Source organism: Citrobacter sp. BDA59-3 (genome assembly GCF_015167655.1).
Taxonomy (GTDB): Bacteria; Pseudomonadota; Gammaproteobacteria; order Enterobacterales; family Enterobacteriaceae; genus Phytobacter; species Phytobacter diazotrophicus.
On record NZ_CP063427.1, the window covers coordinates 2,386,727 to 2,401,002 of the forward strand.

14 protein-coding genes and 3 pseudogenes are annotated in these 14,276 nt (G+C 50.7%); 6 read left to right on the forward strand and 11 right to left on the reverse strand.

Annotated features, from left to right (window positions below; all coding sequences use genetic code 11):
- The first annotated feature begins 1 nt into the window (after window position 1).
- Both IP582_RS11215 and IP582_RS11220 read left to right on the forward strand, forming a co-directional pair.
- Window positions 2–745, forward strand: coding sequence for an MBL fold metallo-hydrolase (locus IP582_RS11215; protein ID WP_228007977.1), 744 nt, complete (start codon window positions 2–4; stop codon window positions 743–745).
- Between the two features lie 140 nt (window positions 746–885).
- Window positions 886–1,896 (forward strand): zinc-binding dehydrogenase, encoded by a 1,011-nt coding sequence (locus IP582_RS11220; protein ID WP_193795997.1) that lies wholly within the window; start codon window positions 886–888, stop codon window positions 1,894–1,896.
- A 144-nt stretch (window positions 1,897–2,040) separates the two neighbouring features.
- Here IP582_RS11220 and IP582_RS11225 read toward each other — a convergent pair.
- Window positions 2,041–2,512 (reverse strand): annotated as a pseudogene (locus IP582_RS11225) (recombinase family protein); the annotation flags it as partial.
- Between IP582_RS11225 and IP582_RS11230 the strand changes: the two are divergent.
- Window positions 2,487–2,807: pseudogene (locus IP582_RS11230) on the forward strand (DUF4158 domain-containing protein); the annotation flags it as partial. The pseudogenes IP582_RS11225 and IP582_RS11230 overlap by 26 nt on opposite strands.
- A gap of 132 nt (window positions 2,808–2,939) precedes the next feature.
- Here the strand turns inward: IP582_RS11230 and IP582_RS11235 are convergent.
- The 8 genes from IP582_RS11235 to IP582_RS11270 form a co-directional block, all read right to left on the reverse strand.
- Entirely contained in the window at window positions 2,940–3,740 is an 801-nt protein-coding gene (locus IP582_RS11235) for a carboxymuconolactone decarboxylase family protein (RefSeq protein WP_193795998.1), read from the reverse strand.
- Between the two features lie 15 nt (window positions 3,741–3,755).
- On the reverse strand, window positions 3,756–4,451 hold the full coding sequence (locus IP582_RS11240) for a putative quinol monooxygenase (protein ID WP_193796250.1): 696 nt from the start codon (window positions 4,449–4,451) through the stop codon (window positions 3,756–3,758).
- 59 nt (window positions 4,452–4,510) lie between these two features.
- A complete protein-coding gene (locus IP582_RS11245) occupies window positions 4,511–5,530 on the reverse strand; it encodes an aldo/keto reductase (RefSeq protein ID WP_193795999.1) in 1,020 nt (339 codons plus the stop codon).
- Between the two features lie 2 nt (window positions 5,531–5,532).
- Window positions 5,533–6,105: an NAD(P)H-dependent oxidoreductase gene (locus tag IP582_RS11250; protein ID WP_193796000.1), complete on the reverse strand. Its 573-nt coding sequence runs from the start codon at window positions 6,103–6,105 to the stop codon at window positions 5,533–5,535.
- Between the two features lie 152 nt (window positions 6,106–6,257).
- Window positions 6,258–7,292 (reverse strand): amidohydrolase family protein, encoded by a 1,035-nt coding sequence (locus IP582_RS11255; RefSeq protein ID WP_193796001.1) that lies wholly within the window; start codon window positions 7,290–7,292, stop codon window positions 6,258–6,260.
- A 102-nt stretch (window positions 7,293–7,394) separates the two neighbouring features.
- Window positions 7,395–8,342, reverse strand: a complete 948-nt coding sequence (locus IP582_RS11260) for an aldo/keto reductase (RefSeq protein ID WP_193796002.1) — start codon at window positions 8,340–8,342, stop codon at window positions 7,395–7,397.
- Window positions 8,343–8,426: 84 nt separating this feature from the next.
- The gene (locus IP582_RS11265; protein ID WP_193796003.1) at window positions 8,427–9,116 is read right to left on the reverse strand and encodes a type 1 glutamine amidotransferase domain-containing protein; all 690 of its coding nucleotides are present in this window, start codon (window positions 9,114–9,116) and stop codon (window positions 8,427–8,429) included.
- A gap of 14 nt (window positions 9,117–9,130) precedes the next feature.
- Window positions 9,131–9,433 (reverse strand): superoxide dismutase, encoded by a 303-nt coding sequence (locus tag IP582_RS11270; protein WP_193796251.1) that lies wholly within the window; start codon window positions 9,431–9,433, stop codon window positions 9,131–9,133.
- A gap of 139 nt (window positions 9,434–9,572) precedes the next feature.
- On the opposite strand from IP582_RS11270, the gene IP582_RS11275 reads away from it, so the two are divergent.
- Window positions 9,573–10,472, forward strand: coding sequence for a LysR family transcriptional regulator (locus tag IP582_RS11275; protein WP_193796004.1), 900 nt, complete (start codon window positions 9,573–9,575; stop codon window positions 10,470–10,472).
- Window positions 10,473–10,511: 39 nt separating this feature from the next.
- On the opposite strand, the pseudogene IP582_RS11280 reads toward IP582_RS11275, so the two are convergent.
- A pseudogene (locus tag IP582_RS11280) lies at window positions 10,512–10,922 on the reverse strand (transposase); the annotation flags it as partial.
- A 344-nt stretch (window positions 10,923–11,266) separates the two neighbouring features.
- Window positions 11,267–12,193, reverse strand: a complete 927-nt coding sequence (locus tag IP582_RS11285; RefSeq protein WP_193796005.1) for an AraC family transcriptional regulator — start codon at window positions 12,191–12,193, stop codon at window positions 11,267–11,269.
- Between the two features lie 144 nt (window positions 12,194–12,337).
- On the opposite strand from IP582_RS11285, the gene IP582_RS11290 reads away from it, so the two are divergent.
- Together IP582_RS11290 and IP582_RS11295 are read left to right on the forward strand one after the other, a co-directional pair.
- Window positions 12,338–13,189: an aldo/keto reductase gene (locus IP582_RS11290; protein WP_193796006.1), complete on the forward strand. Its 852-nt coding sequence runs from the start codon at window positions 12,338–12,340 to the stop codon at window positions 13,187–13,189.
- Between the two features lie 186 nt (window positions 13,190–13,375).
- Window positions 13,376–14,083, forward strand: a complete 708-nt coding sequence (locus tag IP582_RS11295) for an isochorismatase family protein (RefSeq protein ID WP_228007978.1) — start codon at window positions 13,376–13,378, stop codon at window positions 14,081–14,083.
- The last annotated feature ends 193 nt before the right edge of the window (window positions 14,084–14,276 follow it).

Consider the following 14,276-nt stretch of genomic DNA (forward strand, 5'->3'; position numbering starts at 1 on the left):
GTTGAATGGGACCTTCGATGTGGAAACCAACATTTTCAAGCTGGTCGTGCAAAGTTTCACGACCTTGTTATCGGTCGGTGCCCGAAAGGTCGGCATAAGTAAGGATGAATACATGCAACAGATCTATCCCGATCTTTGGCAAACAGAAGCTGAATATCCGTTTTTCGGAGTGACATCGCACGCCTATCTTCTGCTCCGGGACGGCGGCAATATTCTGTTCTACAGCTCCGGCAAAAGCCAGGATTACGCCAGAATCGAAGCACTGGGCGGCATCGCTTTTCAATTTCTCAGCCACCGTGATGAAGCGGGCACTGCCCTGGCCGAAATAAAGCAAAAGTTTGGGTCCAGGCTGGTCTGCCATCGGCTCGAAGAAGCGGCCATCAAGCGATACGCATCCGTCGATGAACTTTTCGACACGCGTGAGACACGGTTCGGCAATGTCGAAATCATTCCGACGCCTGGGCATACCGATGGAAGTGTGTGCTTCTTTGTGCGGTCGCCACACGGCAAGAACTACCTGTTTACGGGTGACACCATCTACATGAATCACGGTAAATGGGAGGTTCGGATCAGTCATTCGGACGAATGTACCAGATCGGATATCCGGAAGAGTCTGTTGATTTTGCGCGACCTGGGACCTGCGGTCATTATATCGAGCGCGTCGCAGGGATCATCGGCCTACAAAGAAGTATCCGGCGAGGAATGGGCGTCCATCATTGATGATGTTCTTGGCGATTTGCGATGACCGGTTTCCTGCCCATGAGGCTTGTGGCTTGGGGCTGCAGCCTCCTATAGCGAAGCGAGCCCATTTGGGTCGCTTCGCGTATACCACAGCGAGGCGGCTCTCCAGCAGCCTCCCATATCCATATTTTTAAAGGATGTTAAATGAAAGCGATAGTTTACAGCCAGTATGGCGAGCCAAGCGATGTGTTGAGCTATGACGAAGTTCCTGCACCCGTAGCGCCCGGCCCCAACGAGGTCATAGTGCGTGTCGTCAAGCGCATGGTCCATCCGATCGACGGCTTGATGGTTCGCGGAATTATCCCCATGCCGATCGCGCCTGGCGGGTCTGTCCCCGGTAGTGACGGTGTAGGTGTTGTGGAGCAAGTCGGTACTGGAGTTGATCCCTCGACCGGTCTCGTTCCGGGCAAGCGCGTCATTATTTTCCATGCGCATGGAACATGGGCTGAACATGTGCTGGCACCGGCTCAGACGCTTATTCCGATCCCGGATGATGTGGACGATACGACCGCCTGCCAGATCAGCATCAACGGCATTACCGCGATCATGCTCATGCGTGCTGCGCTGGCTGCCGACAGCAAGGCAGGAATCCACTCGCCGATCCTTGTGACCGCAGCGGGTTCCAGCGTTGGTCGCAACGTTATTGCGCTTGCCCAGATGCGCGGATTGAAGGTCGTCGCCACGGTGCGGAGCGATTCCGGCGCGGAAATCCTGAAGGGTGTGACGAAGGGCCTGGCTATCGTCAGTACCCAGCATGAAAACTGGCCAGAGGCCGTAGCGCAAGCTTGCGGGAATGCCCCGATGGTTGTCGTCGACCCCATCGGTGGAGAGACGGCACCCAAGCTGTTGGGGCTCCTGGCTGATGGCGGTACGCTGCTGGTGTATGGTGGCCTGGACCCTCGCCTCTCGCCGATCTCCACCATCGAAATGGCTGTTCACCAGTACACGCTGAAAGGGGTAACAGCCCCGGCATGGTTGTCCAGTACCTCGGCCGAGCAACGGGTATCCGACATCGCCGATCTGTTTGAGATGGCGCGCCAGGCCCCCCAGAATTTCGCGGACTATAAGGCGTTCGCACTGCCCGATGTAGCAGAAGCGCTGGCCGCTTCCCAAGCAACGCCGCGCATTGGAGCTGCTATCCTGACATCCAATTGACGGCATGATGCCGGGGCTCGGAGCTTCGGCTGGCTCCCCTGCGTCTGCGACAGGGGAGCCAATTATTGCCATTCTGCCATACTCGCCTCGAGCAAAACAGAAACATAATAATGGATTAACGGACAAGAATAGTGCGTTAAGCGCTTATATAACCGTCCCATCTTCAATGATTTTATAAACCGTAGAGCGAGCAATATTAAACTGACGAGCAATTTCTGTTGCGCCGGTGCCTTTCTGGTGAAGTGCCAGCATAATGATTCTGTCCACATAACGTTTGCGACAAATTTGATACCTTTAAGCTTTGCTTCCTGTCTGCCCTCGTTTGTGCGCTCCAGAATCATTCCACGTTCAGCCTGTGCCACAGCTGACGGAATAGTAACCACCCTTTTCCCCATTCTCCGCCGGTGCTGATTCTGTCGTCAATAAACCGTACAGCCACGCCCTGGTTGTCGAACTCCTTTATCAGCTGGACCATATCAGCAGTATCGCGACCCAGTCGGTCCAGCTTCTTCACCAGTATGAAGTCGCCTTCTTCCACCTTCATGCGCAGCAGATCCAGCCCTTCACGATCGGCTGAGCTGCCGGATGCTTTATCGGTAAAAATTGGATGCGTCCGTTTTCTGGGTACCTTTCTCATCGCTATGAATCATATTCCTTCCGGCGTCCGGCATTTTATCGCCAGCCAGCTCGGGAACCATGATATCACCATGCTGGCAGAATACGGCCAGAGAGAAAATACTCGTCGTGAGCATGCCGCGCTGATACATCAGCATAATGATTATCGCGAATTTGCCTGGCCCTGGATTTTTCGTCTTACCCGTCTTTTATATACCCTGAGCTGGATAAGCAACGAACGTCCCGGTCTGCTTTTCAATCTGGCGACAGGGTGGCTGATGCAGCATAGGGTTATCGCTAACATCAATGAAAGATAATCATCTCTCGGGCAGGTTAATACGGTGAATATAGCGACAATTTTCTGTATGAAGAGGCAGAGAAAAAGATACGGAAGGCTCCCACTAAAAGCGGGGGCCTTCCTGAAGATTTTATCCTTTACTGGACGACCGATTACGTAATACCTCACCCACAACCGGGGCAGCGGTAAATGCATTTGGCCAGCCAGCGTAGAACGCGGCCTGGGTAACTATCTCACCAGCCTCCTCAGCTGAAAGTCCATTATCTATCGCTCTGTTGAGGTGATAGCCAATCTGTGCACTTTGTCCGGATGCGATTAATGCGCTGACCGTAATCAGGCTTCTGTCGCGGGGTTTCAGCGCGGGTCTTTGCCAGAGATTGAGGAACAGTGGGTCAGCCGTGAATTTGACCAGGCCTGGAGATATTGGGCCCACATTTTTTTCCACTGTTTCTGAACGCTGCTTCTCTGCTTCCTGATTGAGGGGGAGCAGCTCCGGAGACGCTCCAGGAAGTGCATCTGCCGTAACGCCACGAGATTCAAAAACCGCTTTCGTCACGCTGATGGCTGACATTGCATTTGGCCAACCTGAGTAGAACGCCAGATGGGTAATGATTTCTGATAATTCCGCTGGCGTCACGCCGCTATCGAGAGCGACTTCAATATAGTGCTTAAGCTCGGCAGGCTGGTTGCGGGCAATCAGCATGGCGACGGTCACCACACTACGATCCCTGGGCGAGAGGGCGTCGCGTGTCCACAGATCTTCGGTAATAGCTTCGCGACCAAAGCGTGCGAGAGCCGGTGAGACGGAACGAATATCAGCTTCCGAAATCGCTGAAGGTTCAATGTTCATCATAGCTTTACCTCGTGTTTCCTCAGCATGAGCAAAATCAGAAATAACAAGCGACATCGCCGCCGCAATTACGCTTTTCATGTTAATCCTCACTGGTCAACGGTGCGGATCCTGTTTGATTCCGCCTTTATTACGAAGAAATACCGGCTTTACCGGGATAGCGTCCTTCCCGGCGCTCATATGCGCCGTTTTCCTGAGATAATCCCGGAAGTGTGGTGTTTGTCGGTGCAGTTGATAATCCTCCTCACTGGCGTAAATCTCATAGAAATACCAGCGGTTTGGAGCCTGTGAATCTGTACCGGCATACATGGCTAACACGCCTTTCTCTACTTTGAGCGACTCGGCCATTTCAGGAAGGACGATTTTTTTAAATTCGCTCTGAAATTCAGGCTTTACCTCGACGATCACCAGATTATTAATGGTTCGCTCATTCGGTATGATGTGTTTGTCCCCCAGAAACTGTGGCGCCAGGGTGATTTTCTTTTTTCGATCGATAATGTCAGGAGCACGAGCAGCGAATGCTCTGTATGGGGCGGCATTCAGATGTTTGCGGTAATCACTCTCATTTTCATAGAGTTCGACCATGAATGCCTGACGTGGATTGTCGCTGCGTTGCAGGGCGTACATCGCCAGCGTACCTTCTTCATGATCAACCGAAGCGGAAATCGTCTGTCTGGCCACGTCTGCAAAATCGTTGTCCCGATCGGGCCGGACGCCGAGCTCGAAGATATTCATCACTCGTTTATCCTGCGTGTCCGGTTTGGTTGCAAAGCCAGGGCTGCTTATGAGCATGCAAATTAAAAGCATAAGGGTCTTTTTCACGATGATCCTTTTACTGAAATTACTGTTTGCTACCGCGTCCAGACCTGCTTAACATCTTTCGTTTGCGGCGTGTTTTGCGCCATGATCCCCGTCAGAACATGCGGCTGGTAGGTTTCTTCCAGAAACCGGATTTCCTCCGGGCTCAGCTGAAGATTTACTGCGTTTACCGCGCCATCGACGTGCTCTTTTTTTGTGGCCCCTACGACAGGTGACGTGACTTTTGTCAGCAGCCAGGCGAGAGAGATTTCCGTCATGGACACCTGATGCCGCTCGGCAAGTTCGGCGACGCGCTCAATAATGATCCGATCCTGTTCAGCCGTGCTGTCATATTTCCCCCGCGCATAGTCATCCTCCGCAGCTCGCCGCGTGTGGCCTTCTTTACGGGAGAGACGACCGCTGGCCAGCGCGCTATAGGGGGTCATGGCGATATCATCTTCCGCGCACAGACCGAAGAGCTCGCGTTCATCTTCACGCATGATCAGGTTGTAGTGGCTCTGTACGGAAACGAAGGACGTCAGCCCTTCGCGTTCGGCAAGGGCGTTCGCCTTCGCCAGCTGCCAGGCATAGCAATTTGAAATACCAATAGCGCGCACTTTGCCCGCAGTAACAGCGGTATGCAGCGCTTCAAGCACGTCGATAACAGGCGTGTTGTAATCCCAGATGTGGTAGATGTAGAGGTCTATGTAGTCCATCCCCAGATTCTGCAGGCTCTGGTCGAGCGATCGGGCTATTGCCTCTTTTCCGCTGACGCCCCCGGCAATTTGCGCGGCGGTTCGTGGGAGAAACTTGGTGGCCAGCACCACATCCTCGCGTTTCGCCATCTCCCGCAGCGCCTGGCCAACGTACCGCTCGCTGGAGCCGTTCTGATAGGCGATGGCGGTATCGTAAAAAGTGATACCCTTTTCGAGACCGTAGCGGATGATGTCCCGGCTTGCTGTTTCGCCCAGCGTCCAGCGATGCTGGCCCGTCAACGGATCGCCAAAACCCATACATCCCATGCAGATGCGAGAGACCAGTAAGTCACTTTTACCGAGCCGGGTATACTGCATCTTTATTCTCCCTCTGGATTATTCAAGAAGGTATTGAGCAGATCGACAAGCCTTGAAGCGTGTTCCCGGGCAAGCGTTTTTTGCTGTGCGATTTTGTCGGCATCCCGGTCGGCATAGCTGATACCGCAGGTATAAACCGGTGCCAGCAGCTCAAGATTGCACAGCCTTGCCGTGGTCTCGAACGGAATAAGATACTCTTCAATGGCATGGCCAAAGAAACCGTCAGCGGTATAGAGCGCCTGTGGCGCTCCCGTGGTGAAGGAGAGGATCAGCGTTTTACCGCCCAGTTTCGCCGTTGAGCCATGCGCGAAGCCGTGAACAAAGACCTCGTCCAGCCATTGTTTCATTAAGCCGGGCAGCCCATACCAGGAAAAAGGGAACTGCCAGACAATCACATCGGCCCTGAGCAGGCTTTCCTGCTCTGCGGTGATGTTGAATTTGCCATCCGGATAGAGCCAGTCCAGACGACGAATTTCAGCATCGGGAAAGGCGGTCGCCACTTCATCAAGAATAGTGGCGTTGGCGACGGAATGGATAAGCTCAGGATGACCTGACACAACAAGGATATTTTTCATTTCAATTAGTTAAACATATCTGGTCAATGTTTAACCCAGTATAGAGTGACAACATTATTTTTTTTAGAGCAGTAAAGGCTCATTCACTTTTAGACAAAAACTAATAATGTTCGCCTGAATCTTATTGTGCTCAGCCAGCATGAATCAGCGAACTAAGCCGTGACGCCGAGTAAACGCGCGGCATTGCGAAACGCGATGGCCTCTTTTTCAGCCTTGTTGACGGGCAGACTTTCGATAAATGTTTTTACACCGTCCAGGGTCTGATAGGGATAATCAACGGAGAACAGGATCCTGTCTGCACCCATTAACTTATAGATAAACTGGAAGTGCGGCAGTGTCAGCATACCTGACGGGGTAACGTAAACGTGTTCCTGGAAGGTTCTCGTTAGCGTACGTGACAGACCCGTTGCAGCCAGTGGAAGGCTGTCATCAAGACGCTGTAGCCAGAAGGGTAGCATCTCCCCCCAGTGACCACTGATCACCTGCAGGTGAGGATATTTATCAAATGCGCCCGATAACATCAGCCGCAACAAATGGATCCCCGCTTCGTGATGCCAGCCCCAGCCAAACATAGAGAGCCTGGCGTTGACCTCTGCGCTGAAACCCTTGAAGTAGGCCTGTTGCACGCTTTTGAACGGTAATCCTGGATGAAGATAGAGGGGTACATCCAGTTTATTAAAGCGGGAAAGCAGGGGATCATAGTCAGGATGATCGAGAAAGCATGAAGAGGGTCTGCCATTCAGAAGTGCCCCTTTAAACCCCAGTTCTTCAACTGCGCGGACAAGCTCTTTTTCAGCCTCTTCCGGCTGTGCCCAGGGAAGTGTGGCAAATGCCGCGAAGCGTTCCGGGTGTTTTCTTACCGCCCCGGCAAGGCGGTTGTTTGCCGCCGCGTTTAATGTTACCGCTTCATCCCCGGGTGCCAGCTGGGGGAATCCGCCCACAGAGAGGATCTGCATCGTAATTCCAGCCTCATCCATATCTCTGAGGCGACGGCTTTCCAAATCAGCGCCTTTCTGGTTTATCAGCGCATTCTTTTCTATCTGCGGGCGGCTTCGATCCGGATTATGACCATCAGGGACGGTTTTCCCCCAGTCGCCAAGGAAAGGCGCCTGCTCAAGCGCAACAGGCATAAACGCTTGTCCTAACTCGCTGTCGAGATAATGTTCTTCGAGGCAAATGATTTTCATATTCTCACCCTTCATACAAAGCAGTAAAAGTGATGTAAATCAGGATCGCCCTGAACAGCCCATACGTGAGGGCCATTCATGACAGTCTGTCCCGGACGGGGTTCACACCATCGGTTTTTCCCAGGCGCCACGTGTATCCACTCTGGTCTCTGCGGCGAGTTGTTCCAGGAGGTTGATTTCCTCATCCCGTAACCGGATATCTGAAGCACTGGCGGCGTCCAGAACGTGATGGACTTTAGTCGCACCGATGAGCGGAAGGGTCCCTTTCGCAATAGCCCATGCGATGGCTATCTGTGCAACGCTGGCATTTCTCTCGGCTCCCATTTTTTTCATGGCTGCGGTTAATCTCTCTATCTGCGGCAGCACGGCGTTGTAACTTTCGGCCCGACCACTCCCGGCAGGCATGGGATGATGTGAATCATAACGACCACTGAGTGCGCCTTGCTCAAGGACCATATAAGCAAAGAACGTGATGTTATTTTGTCGGCAATAATCAAGGATCCCGGCCTCTTCAGACGCGCGATAGAGCAGGCTGTAATGATTCTGTACTGCACTGATGAAATAACCGGCGGCGTTAAGGATCTCGTTGGCGCGTCTGATTTGTGCCAGATTGTGGTTGGAAACACCGACGCGTTTTACCTTTCCGCTTTGTAAGAGTGGGATCAGTCCTGGCGTCCATTTCTCAACGTCGAGGGGATTATGGATCCAGTAGATATCAATCGCGTCCACGCCCAGGCGGCCGAGGCTGGCCTCAAGCATATCGCTGACAGGCTGCGCTGACTGTTCGTCCGCAATCTGCGGCGTGAATTTGGTGGATAAAATCATGTCCTCGCGGACAAACTGACGGACTAATGCTCCCAGCGCAGCCTCGGAACTTCCCATGCCATACACTGCTGCGGTATCCCAGAGATTGAGGCCCTTACTCATGGCCGTGGTGAACACCTCTGCCATCTGAGTATCAGAAAGATTATTACCGAATACAGTGTCGCCACCGGCAAAGCCTGTGCCCCAGGACCAGGTGCCCAGCGCGACGGGAGGAAGAGTTTTCATATTCAGCTCCTGAAAAAAGGCCGGAACATTGCTGATTTAAACCGGCCAAAGAGGGTGAGTAACGGTGAAAGACAGATGAATGGCTTACGCTGTCTGGCGCAGGGCATTTAACAGCGCCACACCTACACCGTGCGCTGAAGCGGGATTTTGCCCCGTGATAAGGCGTCCGTCGGTAACCACGTTTTCAGACCAGTTTGGGGCTTCATGATGAATCGCGCCATGCTCGCGGAGTGCAGTTTCAAGAAGGAAGGGAACCACATCTGTGGTGTGAACTTCTTCCTCTTCCTTGTTGGTAAAGGCCGCCACGTTTTTGCCTTTCACCAGGTATTCGCCGCTACTGAGCCTGGCGTCAACCAGTGCCGCAGGCCCGTGGCAGACGGCTGAGACAATCCCATCACTTTCATACACTTCGCGGATAATACGCTGGGCGTCCTGGCTGTCGCGGAAATCCCACATGGTGCCATGCCCGCCTGCAAAGAAAACGGCGCTGTAATCGGCACCGTTCAGATCAGATAACGCTGACGTTGATGCCAGGCGCTGCTGAAAATCGGTTTCGTTCCAGAACCATGCGTTGACTGGGTCACTGAGGTCGAACCCATCCACCGGCGGCTGTCCCCCGCGAATGCTGGCTATCGTCGTTTTCAGTCCGGCGTCTTCCAGCACTTTGAGCGGATGCGTCAGCTCGGCCATGAAGAAACCGGTCGGTACACCGGATGCACCTTTGATTGGATGGCTGGAAACGACACAGAGAACAGGCTTATCTGCAGATTTCATATCGGGCCTCATTGTTAATTTTTAAATTCAGCGGCGAAGAGATTTTCCCAGTTAGTAAAGGAGCCAAGCGGAATGCACTCGAAGCTTAATAAGCCCGCTTTTGCCAGCGGGAATTCGGCCATGACGCTCATCGCCTCATCAACAGAGTCACATTCAAGGAAAATAGCGACACCAGGTCTGTCCTGACGGAAGTAGATGTCGCGGATGAAGCCGGATTTATACAATCCCCAGGCGTGCAGCGCTTCAGCGTTAAGGTGCGGAGCATACTTTTCCAGCGATGCTCCAGGTGCGGGGATATCCAGACATAAAATTCGCATCATTGTCTCCTGATCTCAGGTCGGTGTAGAAAGAGTCGGAAGTATAAGAGGCGCATTTCAGGAAGATTAGAGGGGCATTGACTTAAGCATCTTTAGACAGTACTTAATAATCAGGCGGAGATTGCTAAAGGAACGCATTATGAATAACGCACTGTATAACCAGATACGCATCTTTCAGAGCATTGCACGTGAGGGCAATATTTCGGCAGCCGCAAGAAAACTGGAAATTACGCCTCCCTCCGTCAGCAATGCGCTTAAGCTACTCGAAGAGCATATTGGCCATCCGCTTTTTGTGCGTACGACCCGCCGCATTGAGCTGACGGAAACCGGGCAACGGCTGCTGGAACAGACTGCTACGGCGGTGGAGTCGCTGGAGAATTCGCTTGAAAGCATTCGCGACCAGAATCAGGAGCCCTCTGGTATGGTACGAATTACGCTCTCGCGTTTTGCCTACCTGTTAATTCTTAAGCCTGCAATGGCGAAATTCTGTCAGCAATATCCGGGCATACAGCTGGAAATTTCGGTCTACGATGGTACGGTGAATATCATCGAAGAGCGTTTTGACTTGGGGATCCGTTTTGGCGATATTCTTGAGGGAGGGGTGGTGGCTCGGCCGTTAATGAAATCCTTTCGTGAAGGGTTATATGCATCCTCGGCTTATATCAGCGAGCATGGAATGCCTCAGGTACCGTCAGACCTCAGTCATCACAAGCTAATTGGCTACCGATTTATCACTAACAACCGCATCCTTCCGTTGATCCTGGACGATCGTGGTGAGCAGTTGACGGTTGAGATGCCCGGGCAGTTAATCAGTAACGATATTGACGTTATGGCTGACGGGATCCGTAACGGGCTGGGAATTGGACGTTTGTTTGAACCCATCTGGCAGTTACAGCCAGACAGGGAGCAATTTATCCCCGTGATGGAGCGCTACTGGAAAACTTATCCGCCAGTGTATCTCTATTACCCCAAAAACGCGGGTAAAACGAAAAGAGTGAAAGCTCTGATTGATTTTTTGATAATCCAGTCGGTGGGGTAAGAAATAAATGTGATACGCTGACTTAACCTGACGTCCGCTTCACGCCCTGAGACATTCGACAAGCTTCAGCAAGGGCGAGTTTCGCGCTTCCAGAGCCAGCAAATACTTTGCTTCGTCGTAGCAGGTTCTGTTCTTCCAGCAGCTATAAATTATCCGGATCCATTTGAACGCCAGTGCCCGGAGCGCAGACTGGTGATATTTACCCTTCTCTCTGAGGCTCTGATAATACAGTTTGGACCAGTATGATGAGTTAACCGTCTTGGCAGCCCATTCAACAAAGGTCTGCCTGACGAACTTAGCGCATTGGCACCGCCAGTGGACCCAGGATTTCTGGCCACTTCGTTCTGTTACCGGTGCTATACCTGCGTAGTTTTGAATTTCTTCTGCGCTATTAAAACGGTCTCGGTTATCGCCAAGTGCAGCAAGCATACGCGGGCCCATACATGGCCCCATAAGCGCATACCCTGAATCACTTCAAAGTGTAATTCTCAGGGTGCGAATGACTATACCTCGCTCATAGCTGCCCTACCTGATTTTTTGGCGAACAACTTCGTACCAAAAGCTGACATGGATTATCAATGTATACTGGTTGAGCAGGTACCAGCCATAAACATTTGCACCATTTTACGGCATAAAAACCGCTTCAATAATTCCAGTCATGCCCTCCAGGTGAGATGCACTTAAGGACACCGGGATACAATCAAGAATTTTCCCTGTCCCTTACCAGGATAAATTCTAAAAAATGATTAGCTTTAATTAATTTATGAATCGCTTGTGTTCGAAAGAGACAGGCGTTAATCGTCACTTTTTAATCCTTGCTGAAAGTGTTGATTTCGATAAATTCTGGGGGCAACGCCATAAACTCGTTTGAAAGTACTACTGAAGGTACTTTCAGAACTGTAGCCCAGCTTAAAACAAATCAGCTTTACAGACTCACGGGTAAATCTCAGGGATTTACTCGCAAGCCGCATGCGCCAGTTTGTCAGATACAGAAGAGGTGTTATGCCCGTTGCTTCTTTGAATTTTCTTGAAAAGCCTGCTCGTGACATACCAGATATTGCAGCCAGCTCAGGCAAGCTCCAGTTCTTTTCTGGTTCCTGATGAATTGCGCTGAGCACCTTATTTAGACGAGCATCGCTGAATTTGTCGATGAGTCTGCTGCCGTTAGATGACTTTTCGTATCCACTTCTCAGCACTTCAATCATGATAAGATGCATAAGGTAGTCACAGGCCTGAACAGAGCCTGGCTTATTAGCTACCTTTTCTTGGAAGAACAGCGACATAAACGTGTTCAGCGGAGAACTGTTATCGGTCTGCGTATTGAAATGAAGAACAAGCGGAAGGCCGTTTAGCAGAATATCTGAAGATGTAAGATCAATTTCCATCTTTCCAGCAAGCAGTAGGTTTTCGTCACCACCATAGTTGACGATTTCTCTGACGCGAGGCCTTTTTTTCTCAAAGGACTCAGCAGGCGGAATGTTAACGTCCGTTGCCATTAAAAAGCGGGTAAAGCGGGTCAGAACGAGGCCTTGCCCCGCACTCAGCTGCGTCCACTCAGGTTCCTCTTCCAGCCTGAACCAGAACATTCCTTTTTTTATAAAAAGGAACTTGAGTCCATTATATCCGGGAAAAGTCATAGCCCAGTGATTATCGGCCGAAAGACCTGCGGTGGCATAGCTGCGGGCTGACAGCAAATTCAAAATATCAGTAAAGGGGTCCATTAGACTCCAGAAAAAGTTTTTTAGACTATACGTTATTAAAATGCTAATCGTACCATTGTAAAATATCAATACTTCTGGTTGATAGAAGGAATCAATATTGACTGGAAATTTATATCCTCTTTCTGCACTGACAGGAAAATGCTCATGAAATTTACCACCCTCAACAATGGCGTTCAGATGCCTTTACTTGGGTTTGGCGTCTATCAGATGCGGGACCTGAAAGAATGTCAGGAGGCCGTCCTTAGTGCCCTTCAGACGGGGTATCGTCTTATTGATACTGCTGCTGCTTATGAGAATGAAACCGCCGTTGGCGCGGCCATTCAGCGAAGTGAAATAGCGCGTAGTGAATTGTTTATCACAACCAAATTATGGGTACAGGACGCGGGGTATGAAAAAGCCCGCAGCGCGTTCCTGCGAGCACTTGATCGCCTTAAGCTGGAATATCTGGATCTATACCTAATCCATCAGCCTTATTCTGATGTACACGGTGCATGGCGCGCCATGGAGGAGTTATATGACGAAGGCCTGATCAGGGCTATCGGCGTGAGTAATTTCGCTCCGGACCGGTTGACCGATCTGGCGACCTTTAATCGTATTACGCCAGCTGTCAATCAGATTGAAATGCATCCTTTCCTGCAGCAGGAGCGAAACGTTGAGTTCATGCAGAGTATGCATGTGCAGGCACAATCCTGGGCATCATTTGCCGAAGGAAAAAACAACCTGTTCAGCAATCCACTGCTTGCCTCGATTGCACAGGTTTATAATAAAAGTGTTGCTCAGGTTGTACTGCGCTGGCTAATTCAGCGTAATGTTATCGTTATACCTAAGTCAGTTAATCTACCGCGCATCCGTGAAAACTTTAACGTATTCGATTTCTCACTCAGCGATGCTGATATGAAAAAAATCAGCCAGCTTGATACCGGTGAAACGTTGTTTACCGCGCATACCAATCCTGAGCGGATTATAACCGTTGGCACAAAAATCTTTAATACCTGATTTTTAATTCTCTTAAAAACGCGTCCTTATCATGAAAAAATTTGATTCGTCAATTTTCCCATTGGTGGCCGCAGCTCTGCTGCTGCCAACGATCTTCAACGCAGCAGAGTTCTCCCGTTCCGATTGTACAGTGAGAACATCAGACCTATCCACTCCTTCTCAAAAAGTCTAAAAGAGAAAGTTAAAATGCAGCGCAGAGATTTTATTAATGCAGGTAGTGCATTGTTGGGCGCAACAATTTTAGGTATGTCCGCAACTGCAAACGCAGACAACAAAAAGAAAGAAGTTAATAATCACGGATTATCAGGAAGCCGCCAAATGACTAACAGATTCAGCGTTGAAAAAAATGATGCACTTTTTATCTTTGCTGATTTACACCCCAGCCTTGTAAATACATGTAATACGCTGTCTCCTGATTCATTGACTGCAAATGTTGGGGGACTTGCAAAATGTGCAAAAGCTGTTTCCGCTCCTGCATACTTTCTGACGGTTACTCAAAATGGTAAACCGGGAGAGCTGGTTCCTTCGCTCAGGGAATATGCCAATATGAACAACACCATTTTTCGTAAAATGGCCGATCCATTCCAGGTTTCCGAGATTACTGACGCCATTGAACGTTCTGGCCGAAAAACCCTTGTAGTGGCTGGCTACACTGCTGAAGTGGCTGTCTTACTTACAACCCTGGGTGGAATTCAGTCGGGTTACAAGGTATTCATTCCAGTTGATTGCATCGGCAGCCGGTCTTCGAGAACAGAAGACGCAGCACTCAGACAGGCTGAGCAGGCTGGAGGTGTTATTACCTCTTTAAGCACTCTTGCAGCACAGCTTGCTCCAGATTTTTCTCAGGAGCCCGGTAAGACAATTCTGTCTGTAATTGCATCAATTAAAGCCTGATGCCTGTTTTATAGCAGAGCAGCCTTTATGCTGCTTCGCAGGAAATTAGACTGCGAGCTTAGCAATATCCGCTCATCGCTGCCTGTCATGGCAGGTCAAAAAACAGGCTTAGCGTAGGATATTTTCCGTTTCCAAAGCGGACCCCCATGTAGGACTAACATTGGCGTGCAATAATCAACCGGGAGCAGGTCAG

Coding starts and splice junctions, on each gene's coding strand:
- IP582_RS11285 (WP_193796005.1), bottom strand. CDS start 12,193: ATGGACCCCTTTACTGATATTTTGAATTTGCTGTCAGCCCGCAGCTAT.
- IP582_RS11260 (WP_193796002.1), bottom strand. CDS start 8,342: ATGAAAACTCTTCCTCCCGTCGCGCTGGGCACCTGGTCCTGGGGCACA.
- IP582_RS11240 (WP_193796250.1), bottom strand. CDS start 4,451: ATGCTCATAAGCAGCCCTGGCTTTGCAACCAAACCGGACACGCAGGAT.
- IP582_RS11270 (WP_193796251.1), bottom strand. CDS start 9,433: ATGCGAATTTTATGTCTGGATATCCCCGCACCTGGAGCATCGCTGGAA.
- IP582_RS11275 (WP_193796004.1), top strand. CDS start 9,573: ATGAATAACGCACTGTATAACCAGATACGCATCTTTCAGAGCATTGCA.
- IP582_RS11220 (WP_193795997.1), top strand. CDS start 886: ATGAAAGCGATAGTTTACAGCCAGTATGGCGAGCCAAGCGATGTGTTG.
- IP582_RS11250 (WP_193796000.1), bottom strand. CDS start 6,105: ATGAAAAATATCCTTGTTGTGTCAGGTCATCCTGAGCTTATCCATTCC.
- IP582_RS11235 (WP_193795998.1), bottom strand. CDS start 3,740: ATGAAAAGCGTAATTGCGGCGGCGATGTCGCTTGTTATTTCTGATTTT.
- IP582_RS11255 (WP_193796001.1), bottom strand. CDS start 7,292: ATGAAAATCATTTGCCTCGAAGAACATTATCTCGACAGCGAGTTAGGA.
- IP582_RS11265 (WP_193796003.1), bottom strand. CDS start 9,116: ATGAAATCTGCAGATAAGCCTGTTCTCTGTGTCGTTTCCAGCCATCCA.
- IP582_RS11295 (WP_228007978.1), top strand. CDS start 13,376: ATGCAGCGCAGAGATTTTATTAATGCAGGTAGTGCATTGTTGGGCGCA.
- IP582_RS11245 (WP_193795999.1), bottom strand. CDS start 5,530: ATGCAGTATACCCGGCTCGGTAAAAGTGACTTACTGGTCTCTCGCATC.
- IP582_RS11290 (WP_193796006.1), top strand. CDS start 12,338: ATGAAATTTACCACCCTCAACAATGGCGTTCAGATGCCTTTACTTGGG.